This is a genomic window from Maribacter sp. MAR_2009_72 (assembly GCF_007827235.1).
Classification (GTDB): Bacteria; Bacteroidota; Bacteroidia; order Flavobacteriales; family Flavobacteriaceae; genus Maribacter; species Maribacter sedimenticola.
Genome location: NZ_VISB01000001.1, coordinates 228,912 through 246,162, shown reverse-complemented (window position 1 = coordinate 246,162; position 17,251 = coordinate 228,912). Strand labels below are relative to the sequence as shown.

Here is a 17,251-nt window from a genome sequence, read left to right as displayed (position 1 = left end):
GGTAATAGCAAAGTTTTCTGGCCAGCTTTAAGATTAATAAATTCATTCGTCAATATGAATAGCAAATACCTATTGTAACCTGCTTGATTTTAAACAGATCCTTTATTATTTACTAAATTTTTGGGTAGTCTCCAATCCTTGGTATCCAAATGATTTCATTTGCCCAATAGCCTCTATCGTACTCGTTACCGGCAATTTACACGTGTTGTTTTGGCAAACATAGACAAACGTATCATCGGCATCATAACGATCCTTGAATAGAGAGATGTCACTTGAGCGTTCACTACCGACCACTAAAGTATTGGCTAGGTAAAAACCTCCTAATTCCTGTACCAGATTTTTAGCCTGCTCCCCTACCACAGCTATTTCATAATAAGGGTAAGCATGGTTTAAAAGTAGTGTTCCCCATGAACCATAATTAAGAGCATAATTCTCAAAATCATCCACTACCAAAGAGGTCATGCTTTTGGCATTATTTAAATATGACGTATTATATTCCAAATGTCCTATTTTAAATAAGTTTTGAGCCATAATAGCATTGGCAGAAGGGATAACTCCGTCTGTTGTGTTGATCATTCTTGGCACCAAATCATTGGGTAGATTATAATAAAACAAACCAGACTTGCTCTTATAGGTTGTAAGTGCACTACCAATTAATTTATTGGCCTCTTTAAGGTAATCGATATTTAGGGTCACTTCATACAGACTAATTGCTGCCTTGGCCAAGAACGCATAATCTTCCAAAAAAACTTCTTTTTGATCGCTATTGGCAGTATAGGAATGAACCAATTCCCCATTTTTATAATTATGATCTTTTAGATAGTTAAATATTAATTTTGCCTCATTAAGGTAACGTTCGTCGTTAAAGGTTTTATAGGCATCTACCAATCCATCGATTAAAAGTGCATTCCAAGAAGTTATGATCTTATAATCCCTTGAAGGTTTATCCCGTAATTGACGAGCATCATACAAAGTCTCTTTCCATTTTTTAAGTTTAATAGAAAATTCAGATTGCGATATTGAATTGTTCTTAGAGAATTCCGCTATGGATTCAGTAGTATAAAGTACGAAACTTGAATGCTCCCAAACCTCACCATCGTTTATATTGAAAAACTTGGCAAAAAGCTCATAATCAGTATTAAGTACCGATTTCAATTCCTCAATAGACCAAATATAATAGATACCTTCCTCTCCGTTGGTATCTGCATCCATTGCACTAAAATACCCACCTTCCGGATTTTTCATTTCAGAAGTCAAGAAATGAAAAGTATCCTCTATTAAAGATTTGTAGGTATTATTTGCATTTAATTTATATGCATTGGACAATACGCTTAACATTTGTGCATTGTCATAGAGCATTTTTTCAAAATGCGGCACTTTCCATTTAGGATCCGTGCTATATCTAAAAAAACCTCCCCCAATATGGTCATATATGCCTCCTTGAGATACTTTATCCAATGTTTTAAAAACAAAATCTTGTGCATTTTTATCCTGCTCCAAAACCGCATACTCCAATAACATATTTAAATTTGCCGGAATAATGAATTTTTGCTGTTCGGTATTTCCTCCCCATTCCCTATCCCACGAGTTGGACCAAGTAGATATACCGTTTATAATTTTTGTTTTGGAAATTTCATTGGCCAATTGTTTTGCCGGTTGTTCATACACCTCTTGTACACCATTGGCGAGCATGGTAGCATATTCCTTCATTTTTTCTGGGTTAGCCTCATACTCGGTACTAAACTTGGTGAGAATATTTTTCCATTCCTCTTTTGTGCTATAAGTGCCTAGGTATATAGGGCTACCATCTGGCAAAATGATTGCGTTCATAGGCCATCCACCAGTACCATTGACCAATTGCAGGGCCGTTTGGTAAACCATATCCAAATCTGGTCTTTCCTCACGGTCTACCTTTATACTTACAAATTTGGCGTTCATCAAATTTGCCACCTCCAAATCCTCAAAAGACTCTTCTTCCATTACATGGCACCAATGACAGGTAGAATACCCTACACTTAAAACCACCAGTACTCCCTTATTTTCAGCTTCCTTAAATGCTTCTTGTGACCAAGGTTTCCAATTTACCGGATTATGGGCATGTTGTAAAAGATATGGGCTAGTCTCATGGATTAGTTCATTCGTAAACTCATAATTGCCATTTTCATGACTGGAAGAAAGATCTTGGGAATGTTCCTTATTACTTTCTTTACATGAGTTTAAAAACCCTATAAATAATAAGGTAATGATTAAATAAGACCGCATTTTCATAACGAACAAGGTATAGGATAAAGCTTCAAAGATAAATTTAATTTATATGTAATTCCCGCTTTGGTCCAAGTAACATATTAGTTCAAATATATAGTTATCCAAGTGCTATTTTTCAAAATTATTGTAATACATCATTATTGAACAAAGTCAGTGATATGCAGATTATTTATCAATATGAAAAATCTACCCCTTGTATTTAAAGAGACTCATAAAAAAATATAGCTAAAAATGCCGTATTACTAATAATAACAGAAGCGCTGCATCAAAATTACCAGTGTTCGCTTCATTTCTTTTACTCTCCACATAACCTCCAAATTATATTTGTTTCGTTACTATTTAGCATAAATGTGACTCGAACGAATAACAACTTAAACTTAATTAATTATGAGTAAACTCAAAATTACATTCATTGCCTTTATTGCAATGTTGGGGCAATTTGCCTTTTCACAAACAACTACCCTCACCGGTGTTGTTTCTGATGAAACGGGTACACCGCTTCCCGGTGCATCTGTAGTGGTTTCTGGCACCACAAATGGAACCCAGACAGATTTTGATGGAAATTTTTCATTGGCGAACGTTCCTACTGACGCTACCCTTACCATCAGTTACATTGGCTATTTAACACAGCAAATACCTGTAAATGGACAAACTTCCTTTAATGTGTCCATGGAAATTGATGCACAGACTTTAGATGAAGTGGTCGTTGTAGGTTATGGTGCCCAAAGTAGGGCTGCCGTTACAGGGGCCATTTCCAGTGTAAAATCTGAAGACCTTAATGCTGTTCCGGTTGCAAATGCCACAGAAGCATTGCAAGGACGTGCAGCGGGTATATCCGTTGTAAACACGGGAACTCCTGGTTCAGAGCCATCAATAACCATTAGGGGTCTTGGTACATTTGGTAACAACTCTCCATTATTTGTAGTAGATGGCGTAATTGTTGGCAACCTTTCCGGTATCAACCAAAATGACATTGAAACCATAAACGTATTAAAAGATGCCTCTACCACCGCGGTGTATGGCGCCCAAGGATCAAACGGGGTAATCATCGTTACCACTAAGAAAGGTAAAAGTGGTAAAACGCAATTATCCTTTAATGCCCATACCGGTTTTCAACAAAATACCAATAGATATGATGTGTTGAATACGGAGCAATATTTACAATATGCCAATGATGCCTTTGGTATTGTACCTAATACACCATTGTCCTCATCTGGTCTAAATACAAACTGGCAAGACGAAATATATACCTCTGGAATTATAAGAAGCTATGACATGGCTGCATCCGGTGGTAATGACACCAGTAACTTCAGAATTTCTGGTGGATATTTTGAGCGTGAAGGTATCGTTATAGAAACTGGCTTCCAAAGATATTCCTTTAGGGCCAATAGTGATTTCACCTTCGGAAAATTAAAGCTTGGACAAAACATGTCCGTTAATTTTAACAAACAGAACCCAGACCCAACTGGTGTAGGTGGTCGTTCTCTTTTGGAGCACGCTATAAAAGCTGCACCATATTTACCGGTTTACAATGAAAACAACCTTGGTGGCTTTCAGGGACCAAACAGTGCTGGTGATGGTCAAGATGCAGAAAACCCTGTTCGAGTTTTAAAACATGGAAATGCAGTCAACAATACGTTCAGCTTGGTTGGGAATATTTTTGCTGAATATGACATTTTTGAAGGTCTAAAGTTTAAATCACAAGTAGGTTTGGATTATTACAAGGCTACCAGTGACAGGTTTATCCCATCTTTCAACGATGATAGTTTAGGAGGAACACACCAACAAGCATTTGCATCAATCACAAAAAATGCATCTGATGGTCAAACATTAATTTTCACCAATAGTCTAACGTATAACAAAACTTTTGGAGAGGCACATAATTTTGAGGCCCTTTTACTATCAGAAAAATTTGAAAGTAAAGGTACAAGCATCAATGCCAACAGCCGTAACTCGGTTTCAGATGAAATTGACGAATTATCCAATGAAGATTCTAGCTTACAGAGTACTTCTTTTGAGTATAATAGATTAGGATTTTTGGGAAGGTTGAACTATAACTATGACGACAAATATATTGCAGCGGTATCCTTAAGACGTGATGCTTCTTCTAAATTTGGATCTAATAACCGATGGGGATGGTTCTCTTCTTATGCTTTGGGTTGGAACGTTGCCAAAGAAAATTTCATGGTAGACACCAACGTAAGTACGTTGAAGTTAAGAGGTAGTTTAGGGTATTCCGGTAATGATAGGATTGCCAATTATTTATATAGCGCAACATTGGTAAATGATTTCCTTTACCCAATTGCAGGATCAAATGCAGTAGGTACCACCGCTTTTGGTTTGGCTAATCCAGATTTAAAATGGGAGGAGACCAAGCAGATGAACATTGGTGTTGATTTAGGTTTTGCTAACGATAAGTTCACTGCAGCTCTAGAATACTATGAAAACCAAAGTGATGATCTTTTAATACGGGTTCCTACATCTACCTCTCTGGGTATCAATGAAGGCAGTCAAGTAAGAAATGTGGGGTCAGTAGAGACTACAGGTTTTGAACTTAGTTTAGGATATAATGATTTTGAAGGAGACTTTAAATGGTCTGCCAACGTTAACTTGTCCACTAGTTCCAACACAGCTCTTTCTTTAGGTGGAGTAGACGAACTTATTGGCGGTAATTTTGAAAGCCAGAACATTACAAGGGTTGTTGAAGGCGAATCCTTATTTCATTTTTACGGATTGGTAACAGATGGTATTTATCAAAACCAGGCCGAAGTTGATGCTGTATTTACTGCCAACCCAGGTCAAACCACAGTACAGCCAGGTGACATTAGATTCAAGGATTTGAACAATGATGGTGACATTACTTCAGAAGATAGGGCTATTATAGGTGATCCGCTTCCGGACCTGACCTACGGTCTTAACTTAAGCGCAGATTACAAGAATTGGGATTTTAATATGTTCTGGACCGGAATTTACGGTAGGGATTTATACAATACCAACATTTATGACCTAGAAGGTATGCCAAGATTGTTTAACGCCGGAGTTGGTGTATTGGATAGATGGACGCCGACCAATCCTTCTACTACGGTTCCAAGAGCTGGTGGAGCTCCACAAAACCTTCAATTATCCGATCGTTTTGTAGAGGATGGATCATTTTCAAGGCTTAAGAACCTTACTATAGGGTATACTATACCAAGCAACGCATTTGGCAAAGAGTTGTTCTCAAAGTTTAGGGTGTATGTTAGTGGTCAAAACTTGATTACCATTACAGAATACTCCGGTCTAGACCCAGAAGTAGGAAATGGGGATTTATTTGAGTATGGTATCGATAGAGGTGCCTATCCACAACCTAAAACTTACCTAATAGGTTTACAAGTATCATTTTAATTGCTAAATAGAAAAGAAATATGAAAACAACAAAAATTATTTTTTCAATGTTCGCGCTTTTTACCGCACTTGTGGTAATAAATGCGTGTAGTGAAAATGATTTGGAGCTGGTAAATCCCAATGGATTATCTCCCGAAACATTTTTTAAGACCGAAGCACAGGTACAATCTGCAGTAAATGCGGTTTATGCCAACTTACAGACAAGAGGCCTATATTCCAGACATATGTTTTTCTCACAGGACAACATGTCACATGAGAACGATGGTAACCCACAATTGGAGGCGGATAAAAGACAATACCTGGATTTTTCATTTGATTCTAGCCATGGACCCATCGCAGATTATTGGGAAAGTTGCTACAGAGGTATCAACAAGGCCAATTTCGTCATTGGCAATGAAGAGGCTATCAACGCCATAGATGATGCTATTGTTAGCAGTGCAACAAAACAGAAGTTCATTGGCGAAGCAAAGTTCTTGCGCGCACTTTATAACTTTCTATTGGTAACAAGATTTGGTGATATGCCGTTAATTACTGAAATACCAACTACCACAGAAGGTATTGGCAAATCTCCCGCTAGTGAGGTATATGCATTGATCATTTCAGATTTACAAGCGGCATCTGCAAGTTTATTGCCTAAGAGCGAAGAGGATAACGGTAGGGCTACCAAAGGTGCGGCAATTGCATTATTGGGAAAAGTCTATTTGTTCAGAGGTGAACATGCCTTGGCGTTGGCCGAGTTTGAAAAGCTATCAGGATATGCATTGGAACCAAACTATTTTGACAATTTCACGGAAGAGACAGAGCATGGTATAGAATCCATTTTTGAAATAGAGTATGATGATGCCTTGGGAGCAAGCGCTAAATGGAACTCATCTGTTACAGGTGCCGGACCTAACGAAGCTACTTTTAGAGGACAGGAATACGGGTTTAATGATTGGTTCAACGTTTTTCCATCAGATGATCTATTGGATGAATTTGAGCCAGGAGATACCAGATATGCGGATAATTTCTACTCGGTGGGCGATACGTTTGCCGGTGGTATCGTTACTGCTGAAATGTTGACCGCGGGTGAAGAAAGACGTGCCGGATGGAAAAAATATCAAAACTATTACAAGGATGCCAATGAAGATCAAGAATCCGGTATCAACTTTAAATATTTACGTTATGCTGATGTATTGTTAATGATGGCAGAGTGTGAAAATGAAGTAGGTACACAAGATGATGCCATTGATTATATTAATGAAGTTAGGGAAAGGGCATCGTTAGATGATCTACCATATGGTTTATCTAAAGCTGAAGTTTTTGATGCTATCGTTCACGAAAGAAAGGTTGAACTAGCAGGTGAGCAAGTTCGCTTTAATGATATCTTAAGGTGGAACCTAGCCGCTACAGAATTGGCAGGAACTAATTTCCAAGCTGGTAAAAATGAGCTTTGGCCCATACCGGACAGGGAAATTTCATCTAATGAAAATGTAACGGCAGCAGATCAGAATCCTGGATATTAAAATAGTTTTTTTGAGTTAGTTTAGTTTGATTTGGGCAGCACGTGAAAACGTGCTGCTTTTTCAATATTATTGAATAGTTTACCTTATTTTAATTGCAAATTACAGTACTATGAAATTAATGATGATACTTAGACCACTAATCTGTTTTTTAGGGGTATTGACAATGGTCAATTGTACAAAAAATGCAGCTCCGGTTGAAGGTAAAATCTTTTCTATGCTTACTACTTCCCAAACTGGTATTGATTTTAGCAATACCCTTACTGAAAACGATTCCTTAAACTATTTTACCTACTCCTATCTGTATATGGGCGGGGGTGTATCTACTGGTGATATCAATAACGACGGACTTTTAGACTTATACTTTACCGGTAATCAAGTATCCAATAGGCTCTATTTGAACAAGGGAAACCTACAATTTGAGGATATTACCGATAAAGCGGGCGTTGCAGGTGACGATCGTTGGTATACAGGCGTTACCATGGCAGATGTCAACGGCGATGGCTATTTGGACATTTATTGCTCCGTTGGCGGAAAATTCGGACCAAAGGAGAATCAACTGTTTATCAACAATACAGACGGTACATTTACTGAAAAAGCTACAGAATACGGTGTTGCCGATATAGGTAATAGCGTACAAGCCACCTTTTTCGATTATGATAAGGATGGAGATATAGATATGTACGTAGCCAACTACCCCCCTACAAATTTTAAATCGCCCACTTTCTATTACACCTTTAAGATGAACAATTTGGAAGATACGGAATCCGATCATTTATATAGAAACGATGGAGGTTCCTTTACAGATGTCACCGAAACCGCGGGATTAAAGAATTTTGGACTTACCCTCAGTGCCACGGTTGGGGACATCAATAATGACGGATGGCCGGACGTATATGTTTCCAATGATTTCAATTCTCCGGATTTTATGTATCTCAACAATGGAAACGGCACATTTAAAGAAGTTATAAAAGAAGCCACTGCACACACGGCCTTTTATGGCATGGGAACGGATATTGCTGATATTAACAACGACGGTAACCTTGATATTTTTCAGGTAGACATGGATGCTAGGAGCAATAGAAGAAAAAAAGCCAATATGGCCAGTATGAATCCGTCCCTGTTTTGGGATGTGGTCAATGCGGGTTTTCATTATCAATATATGCACAATTGCCTACAATTGAATTCCGGGGTCTATACGGATGGTGTTCCACATTTCTCCAACGTATCCCGAATAACGGGCACCTCGTCTACAGACTGGAGTTGGGGACCTCTTTTTGCTGATTTTGATAATGACGGCCATAAAGATCTATTCGTATCTAATGGTACCAGAAAGGAAATCAATAACAATGATTATTTTAATAAACTAGATAAGATTAAGATTGAAAATGACACCCTTTTACAATTGAGCCATAGCATACCATCAGAAAAAATTGAGAATTTCATTTTCAAGAACAATGGAGATTTGGATTTTGAGATAGCCAACGATAAATGGGGAATAAACTATAAAGGTTTTTCCAATGGTGTTGTCTACGCTGACCTGGACAACGATGGAGATTTGGAAATCATTACCAACAACATTGATGACAAGGCATCCGTGTTTAAGAATACGGGCACCAATTCAAATACATACCTAAGCGTAAAGTTTCAAGGAAATAAAGGAAACACTTCCGGCTTGGGCAATAGGGTTTATGTAACCACAGATGAAGGTACCCAGGTACAAGAATTGACTTTGAGCAGAGGCTTTCAATCCTCTGTTGCACCAGAACTTCACTTTGGACTGGGCAACCATAAAAAGATCAAGGAATTAAAAGCGGTCTGGACAGATGGTACCGTGCAAACATTATCCAATGTAGACACTAACCAACAATTAGTACTAACCTATAAAGACGCCAAGTCACAAGAGTATAAATCTTTGGAGCTTACACAGTTGTTCACAACGGATACGACCTCTATTTTTCCATCGCATAGACATAAAGAAAATTATTATGATGATTTTGCCACCCAGGTTTTATTACCGCATCAAATGTCGGCATTTGGCCCAGCATTGGCCATCGGCGATATTAATGGGGACCAACTGGACGATTATTTCGTTGGAGGCTCAGCAAAGCAAACAGGGGGCATATTTATACAGGGGGCAAATGGATTCAAAAAATTGGAAAGTCCGTTTTTAGAGGAAGACAATGCAAAAGAAGATATAGGAGCGCTATTTTTTGATGCCGATGCGGATGGGGACAACGACCTTTATGTGGTAAGTGGCGGCTATGAGTTTTCGCCGCAATCAGAACTATTAAAGGACAGACTTTATATCAATGACGGTATGGGTAATTTTAAAAAATTGGAAGATGAAAATCTGCCGGATATGAGAACAAGCGGTTCTAAAGTTTATGCAGCGGATTTTGACAAAGATGGTGATAATGACCTATTGGTTTTGGGAAGACAGGTACCCGGAAATTATCCAAAACCCACAGATAGTTACATCTTGGAAAACGTGGGGAATGCAAGCAATCCTAAATTTCAATTAGCGGAAAAAATGATGCCCAAGGAATTTAAGGAATTGGGCATGGCAACTAGTGCCGTGATTTCAGATTATAACAATGATGGCTGGGAAGACATTATCATTGTTGGCGAATGGATGCCTATTAGGGTATTTAAAAATTCCGAAAAAGGCTTTACGGAAGTTTCCCAAACATTGGGCCTAAACTTAGACACTACAGGATGGTGGTGGAGTATTGAACAAGGCGATTTTGACAATGATGGCGATATGGATTATATAGTAGGCAATAATGGACTTAATTATAAATACAAGGCCACGGAAGACGAAACTTTTGACATATTCGTAAACGATTTTGATAAGGACAGTAAGGATGATATTGTATTAAGTTATTATAATGAGGGCAAGCAGTATCCTTTAAGGGGCAGACAGTGTTCCTCCCAACAAATACCAGCTATAAAGCAAAAATTTCAAAACTATGAAAGTTTTGCAGAGGCAACCTTAGAGGATGTTTATACAGAAAAGTCCTTAAAGGCAGCCGTACACTATCAAGTAAAATCATTTGCCAGTGTATATCTTGAAAATGACCAAGGCAAGTTTATTGTACATGAATTACCTGTAGAGGCCCAACTATCCAGCATTAATCAATTTTTGGTAAATGATTTTGACAAAGATGGGAATTTGGATATAGTCTTGGCAGGAAACCTATTTGTTTCTGAGGTAGAAACACCAAGAAACGATGCTTCTCACGGACTACTTTTAACAGGTGATGGCCAAGGTAATTTCAAGGCAAATCCCGCAAGTAGCTCAGGTCTGTTCATTCCTGGTGATGTAAAGGCCATGGCCACTATACGCAGTAAAAACAACGAAGCATATATTATAGCCGCTAAGAATAACGATTATCTGCAATTTATAAAGTGGAATTAACGAAAAGGTTATCGTATCCAATTTAAAAAATATTCAAAGCGGTCATCAAAGTTTAAAAGCGTAATGATAGCTTTCAATGGAGGTAATTATCACATTTGTCCGTAGGGTGGATATAATTAAGCCATCATCTTTGAAGATATCATAAAATATATCGGAATAATTATAAATATGCTATTTTTAAAGGTATCACGATTATAAATAATCATCAAAATGAAACAATTTAAAATTGTAATCCTCTTGTTTACGCTGTATACCGCATCGGTAAAAAGTCAGCATTTAGAAGATTACAAACTGTGGTTAAAATATGAAAGGATTGAATCTAAAACTGTATTGCAATCATACGCGGATTTAGTATCGCAAGTTTATTTTCCAACAGATAATGAAGTTTTAGAAAATGCAAAAAATGAATTGTCCACTGCCCTACCCAATATGCTGGGCAAGCCGGTGGAGTTTTCTGAAAATTTAGCAGAGAGCACGCTAATAATCGATCGGTATGACCAATTGCCCAATGCATTGCAAAAATTGATCAAAGAGGATGTAGATAATCTTAATGATGAAGGCTATGTAATAAAGACCGTTGCTTATAACAATAAAAACATATCCCTTGTCAGCGCCAAAACCAATATTGGAATTTTGTATGGCACTTTTAGGTTGCTGAACCTTATGCAAATGAATGAGGATCTAGCAGGAGTTTCATTAGCGGATAGCCCTAAAATTGACTTAAGGATGCTAAATCATTGGGACAATTTAGATCGTAGCGTAGAACGTGGATATGCCGGATTTTCGCTTTGGAACTGGCAAAAACTACCGGAATATATTGACCAACGCTACATAGATTATGCAAGGGCAAATGCTTCTGTTGGCATCAACGCTACAGTGCTTACCAATGTCAATGCCAATGCATTGGTATTGACCCCTATGTATTTAGAAAAAGTTGAGGCCCTGGCCAAGGTTTTTAGAGGATATGGCATAAAAGTATATTTGACCGCCAGATTTTCCGCACCAATAGAAATTGGAAATTTAAAAACCGCGGACCCCTTAAATGAAGAAGTTCAAAAATGGTGGTCCAATAAGGCAAAGGAGATTTATGCCCGTATACCAGATTTTGGCGGATTTCTGGTCAAGGCAAATTCAGAAGGGCAACCAGGTCCGCAAAATTATGGACGTAACCATGTTGATGGTGCAAATATGATGGCCACCGCACTAAAACCTTTTGGGGGAAATGTTATATGGAGGGCATTTGTATATTCTGAGCATGATGATACGGACAGGGCCAAACAAGCATATGATGAATTTTTACCCTATGACGGCAAATTTAAGGACAACGTTGTGGTACAGGTCAAGAACGGGGCCATTGACTTTCAACCTAGGGAGCCTTTTCACCCCTTGTTCGGGGCATTAAAGGAAACCCCTATTGCCATGGAATTTCAAATTACCCAAGAATATTTAGGTTTTAGTACGCATTTAGTATTTCTACCCAAATTATTCATAGAGGTCTTGGAGGCGGATACCTACCAAAAAGGGCCAGGTTCTACGGTAGCCAAGGTTGTGGATGGTAGCTTATATAACAACGCTATTAGTGCCATGGCCGGAGTGTCCAATATTGGAAATGACTTAAATTGGACGGGACACCCATTTGCCCAAGCCAATTGGTACGGATTTGGACGTCTAGCCTGGAATCCTTATTTGAGTGCCGATGAAATTGCGGAAGAATGGTTAAGGACTACCTACAGTAATGACAAAAAGTTTATAGAACCTATAAAGGAAATGATGCTCACTTCCCGCGAAGCTGTTGTAAACTATATGAATCCACTTGGCCTGCATCACATTTTTGACACCGGTCACCATTACGGACCTGGACCTTGGGTAGATAATTTGAGTAGACCGGACTGGAACCCCGTATATTATCACAAAGCGGACGAAAATGGTATTGGTTTTGACCGTACCGATACGGGTAGTAATGCTACCGAGCAATATGCACCGTTCTTGGAAAAGAAATTTAATGATCCAGCAACAACACCGGAAATGTTTTTATTATGGTTTCACCATCTGCCATGGGACTACAAACTTAAGAGCGGAAATAGTTTATGGGACGGCATAGCTTTAAAATATCAAAAAGGTGTTGACCAAGTTAGTACTATGAACGCTACATGGGAAAATGCAAAACCATTCTTAACAGCACATGAATATGAAGAAGTAAAAATGCTTTTACAGATTCAACTAAAGGAAGCAAAATGGTGGCGCAATGCGTGTTTGTTATATTTTCAGACTTTTTCAAAAAGGCCTTTACCAAAAGGAGTAGAACAACCTAATAAAAGTCTTGAAGAATACAGGTCCCTTAAATTTCCTTTTGCACCCGGTATTCGTCCACAGTGGAATTAGCAAAATAAATAGAGTAAAGATGTTGTAATATGAAAATACAAATTAGGTATATATTTAGCCTGTTAGGTTGCTTTTGTATGTTTATGGCAACAGGTCAGAATATTACGGATACCTATAACTTTTTCACTATTGACGAGGGTATTCCAAAAAGTGCAATTACAAAAATTGTACAAGATCATAATGGTCTAATTTGGATAGCCACCTATGGTGAAGGTCTTTATAAATATAACGGCACGGATTTAAAAGCGTATAAGCATCAGGTCAATGACAGTACCACCATCCAGAGCTCTATTGTCAATACCCTGTTTCTAGATTCCAACAATCAAATTTGGGTAGGTACGGATGAAGGTCTGAGTATATACAATCCCACCTTCGACAATTTCTCAAGAATTCAGATTATAAATCACAAAGGAAAACTGAAAAAATCCCAAGTTTACTCCATTGGCGAGGATATTTCAGGAACCATATACGTTGGCACACCCACACAAGGCCTTTACCAAGTGAATCCTAGTACATTTGACATACATATGGTACAGGAAGAATCCAGTGGCAAAGGATCAAAATCCGTAATTAACGCGTTAGTACCCTTACCAAATGGTGATATGTTGGTAGGTTCTAATTTAGGATTATACACCTATGACAAAAAACAAAATGAGCTTAAACAAAAAATGTTCTTGACCAAAAAAGGCAACCAGAGCATTACACACTCCATACAATCCCTTTTAATTGAACAGAACGGAGATATTTTGATAGGAACGTTCAAAAACGGATTGGTAAAGGTGAAACAAGAAACTACAGGGTACTTCACGATAGAAAAGTTTGGTTTTACGGATAAACGTATTTTCGATATTAAAGTACTAAAGGATAATACCATTCTATGCGCCACGGAAAATGACGGTTTATTTTTGTTGGATGGGCTGGGCAATCCAATACAAAATTATACCTATAACAAATCTGAATACAATAGTATTCGTTCAAATTCCATCTGGTCTATTTTTGTCGATAACCAAGAACGTATTTGGCTTGGGTATTACAATAAAGGCATAGGGGTTTATGACAAGTTGTATGACAAATTTGAGAACATCCAAAGTCTTCCTTATAGCTCAAACTCCTTACAATCACCTTCTGTAACCGGCATTGTACAAACCAGTGATAACCATTTATACATTGCAATGGATGGTGGCGGCATAGATAAATATGACCAAGTCAATAATAAATTTTATCACCTTTCGGATAGTAAGAGCAGTGGTTACAAAGGATTTGAAAAATTAGATGTACAAACCTTATACCTGGATTCCAAGGAAAATCTATGGGCCGGCACATGGAGTTCCGGAATTTATTTCCTTCCCAAAGGAGAACGTACCTTTATAAATTACAATATAGAAACCACCAATGGTGGACTGACCTCCAATAGTATTACAAGTTTTGCGGAAGACGCTGAGGGTACGGTATGGATCGCTACATTTTTTGGCGGATTACATTCTTATGACCCAATTAACAAAGAGATAAAAAACCATACCAATACCTCGTTCAACACATCCTTGGGCATTGAGGGCCACATACGCACCTTAATGGTTGATCATAATGACAATATTTGGATCGGTGGCCCAAACGGTCTAGTTCGTACCAATGGATCTAATGAGAACAGTAAACTACAGTCCCTATTATTGAATTCCTTTTTATCCGAAAATCAAAATTTAACGGGTACGATAAATGTTAGGGCCCTATATGAGGACGAAGCAAAAAATATATGGGTAGGTACCTACGGCAAGGGGCTATGCAAGATAAACCCCCAAATCAACGAAGTGGTTTGGTATACAAAGAAAGATGGTCTTTTACTGGAAAATATATCATCTATCATAGAAGACAACAACCATAATATTTGGGTTAGTGGTGAAACGGGGTTGGCAATGTTGGAGACTAGCTCCGATCAATTTTCCAACTACAATAGGGAAGATGGACTATTGGCCAATAATTTTAATTATAACGCCGTTACCAAGGACCGGAACGGTATTTTGTATTTTGGCAATTACGAAGGGATAGATTATTTTCATCCAGACAATATTTTACATAATGAGACGATACCCAAGGTCTATTTTACAGATTTAAAATTGTTCAATAAATCTGTCTCTCCAACGGCTAAGAATTCACCCATAAGCAAAAGTATAAACGAGGTTGAGCAGTTGACGTTAAAACCTAATCAATTTGTATTTACCCTAGAATTTGCCGCTATTAACTTTACCAGGGCAAATAATAATGAATATGCCTATTATTTGGAGGGGTTTGAGGATAATTGGAACTATGTTGGCAATACAAGAACGGCCACCTATACCAATTTATCACCAGGAGATTATGTATTTCATGTAAAAGCTTCAAATAATGACGGGCTTTGGACAGAAAGTCCATTATCATTGCCCATTACCGTACTAGCGCCTTGGTGGGCCACAAGATGGGCAATTTTAGGATATTTAATCTTGACCGTTGGTTTTGCGTTATTGCTCAATTGGTTTCTTCATAAAAGAATTGAGGAAAGACGCATGATAAAGTTTGAAAGGGCACAGCGCCAACAAGAAGAATTGTTGAACGAAAAAAAGATTCAGTTTTTTACAAATATATCCCATGAATTTAGAACGCCATTGACATTGATAATAAATCCAATAATGGATATTGTAGAAAACAGTCAATATAAACTGAATAAGGGACTAAAGGAAAAACATAGAATAATCTACAGGAATGCGCAACGGCTAAAAAATCTCATTGATGAATTAATGGATTTTAGAAAGTTGAATTTAAATAGGTTGACGCTAAACGCATCTAACATCAATGCCCATAAATTTGTCAAGGAAATTTCAGAACATTTTGAGGAAGAGGCTTTTGAAAAAAATATCTTGATGTCCATTGAGACAGATGATCGCGATACCGATTTCTGGGGAGATCCCGGTCTTTTGGAAAAAATACTCTTCAACTTACTCAGCAATGCGTTTAAGGCCACATCGGAAAATGGCGTAATTACCATTAGTGTCTATAAATGCAAAGAGAAAATTATATTTCCACTGATCAATGAAGTAGAACCCATCAATGCCCTAGAGATCAGCATAGAGGACACTGGCACAGGCATTAGCAAAGAGGACATTGGCCACATTTTTGAACGCTTTTATCAAGCTTCCGATAAGAACCAACAATATTATGGGGCAACAGGAACCGGTATTGGACTAGAACTGGTTCAAAGCTTTGTTCAGTTACATAAAGGAATTGTTGATGTGGAAAGTGAAGAAGGTCAAGGAACTAAATTTAAGTTGTTCTTTCCCTTGGGTAAAAACCATTTAAAAGCATCGGAATATACGCCCAACGTAACATTGGATACGGATATAATTTCTTCGAATAAACCTAATATTAATCTTGAAGCCTTTAATGATACCGACTTACTTGGTACTGAAAAAGACAAAAAAACGGTACTAATAGTAGAGGACAATATAGAGTTAAGAAATTACCTTAAGAACAAATTACGTGCAGATTATATAGTTGTAGAGGCGGACAATGGCCATATTGGATTACAATTGGCCCTAAAAGGTATACCGGATATTATTATAACCGACATCATTATGCCTGAAATGGACGGATTTGAATTTTGTAAAAAAATAAAGGATGATTTAAAGACCAGCCATATACCCGTACTTATGCTCACCGCCAAGGCAATGAGCAGTGAAAAAGTAAAAGGTATAGATGCCGGGGCAGATGCGTATTTGACCAAGCCTTTTGAAATGAAAGTATTACGGTCATACTTAAAACGGTTAATTGAAAACAGGCAACAATTTCTTGAGCATAATATCAACGACAAGAACAAGATTACCTTGCTACAGAACACCACCAAAATAGACAAAACCTTTATGCAGAAGGTGTTGGACTATATCAACGAGAATATTGGGGAAACAGACTTAAATGTAGAGCATTTGGCAGACGATATGTCATTGAGCCGAAGTCAGTTATATAGAAAAATTAAGGCGATTACGGGCATGACGGCCAATGAACTTATTAGAAAAATACGATTGGAAAGAGCAAAGCAAATGATAGAAAACGGCAGTGAATCTATTAGTGAAGTTGGTTTCAAGGTAGGTTTTTCCTCTCCCTCCTATTTCAGCAAATGTTTTAAAAATGAATTTGGTATGCTCCCAACAGAATTGAAAACAATAAACGAATAAAACCCGCTAACTTAAAACATATCAATATTTTACGTTTTTTAAATTTACAGGAGCTATTTTTAGCAAATTAATTTTTTTTAGATATCTTTTCTGTCGAT

The 17,251-nt window shown here is 37.8% G+C and carries 6 protein-coding genes; 5 read left to right on the top strand and 1 reads right to left on the bottom strand.

Translation table 11 applies throughout. The features are described 5' to 3' along the window. Positions 1 to 105: 105 nt before the first annotated feature. On the bottom strand, positions 106 to 2,268 hold the full coding sequence (locus JM81_RS00915; protein ID WP_144800323.1) for a thioredoxin domain-containing protein: 2,163 nt from the start codon (positions 2,266 to 2,268) through the stop codon (positions 106 to 108). Between the two features lie 384 nt (positions 2,269 to 2,652). On the opposite strand from JM81_RS00915, the gene JM81_RS00910 reads away from it, so the two are divergent. The 5 genes from JM81_RS00910 to JM81_RS00890 all read left to right on the top strand — a co-directional run bounded on the left by JM81_RS00910 (position 2,653) and on the right by JM81_RS00890 (position 17,153). After that, the gene (locus JM81_RS00910) at positions 2,653 to 5,649 is read left to right on the top strand and encodes a SusC/RagA family TonB-linked outer membrane protein (protein WP_261374922.1); all 2,997 of its coding nucleotides are present in this window, start codon (positions 2,653 to 2,655) and stop codon (positions 5,647 to 5,649) included. 20 nt (positions 5,650 to 5,669) lie between these two features. Then, on the top strand, positions 5,670 to 7,154 hold the full coding sequence (locus tag JM81_RS00905; RefSeq protein WP_144800322.1) for a RagB/SusD family nutrient uptake outer membrane protein: 1,485 nt from the start codon (positions 5,670 to 5,672) through the stop codon (positions 7,152 to 7,154). A gap of 109 nt (positions 7,155 to 7,263) precedes the next feature. Beyond that, positions 7,264 to 10,572 carry a VCBS repeat-containing protein gene (locus tag JM81_RS00900; RefSeq protein ID WP_261374921.1) on the top strand — a complete coding sequence of 1,103 codons (3,309 nt, stop codon included), beginning with the start codon at positions 7,264 to 7,266 and terminating at the stop codon, positions 10,570 to 10,572. A gap of 210 nt (positions 10,573 to 10,782) precedes the next feature. Then, entirely contained in the window at positions 10,783 to 12,954 is a 2,172-nt protein-coding gene (locus JM81_RS00895; protein ID WP_144800321.1) for an alpha-glucuronidase family glycosyl hydrolase, read from the top strand. 29 nt (positions 12,955 to 12,983) lie between these two features. Beyond that, complete coding sequence (locus tag JM81_RS00890; protein WP_144800320.1) at positions 12,984 to 17,153, top strand: two-component regulator propeller domain-containing protein; 4,170 nt, start codon at positions 12,984 to 12,986, stop codon at positions 17,151 to 17,153. Positions 17,154 to 17,251: the final 98 nt, after the last annotated feature.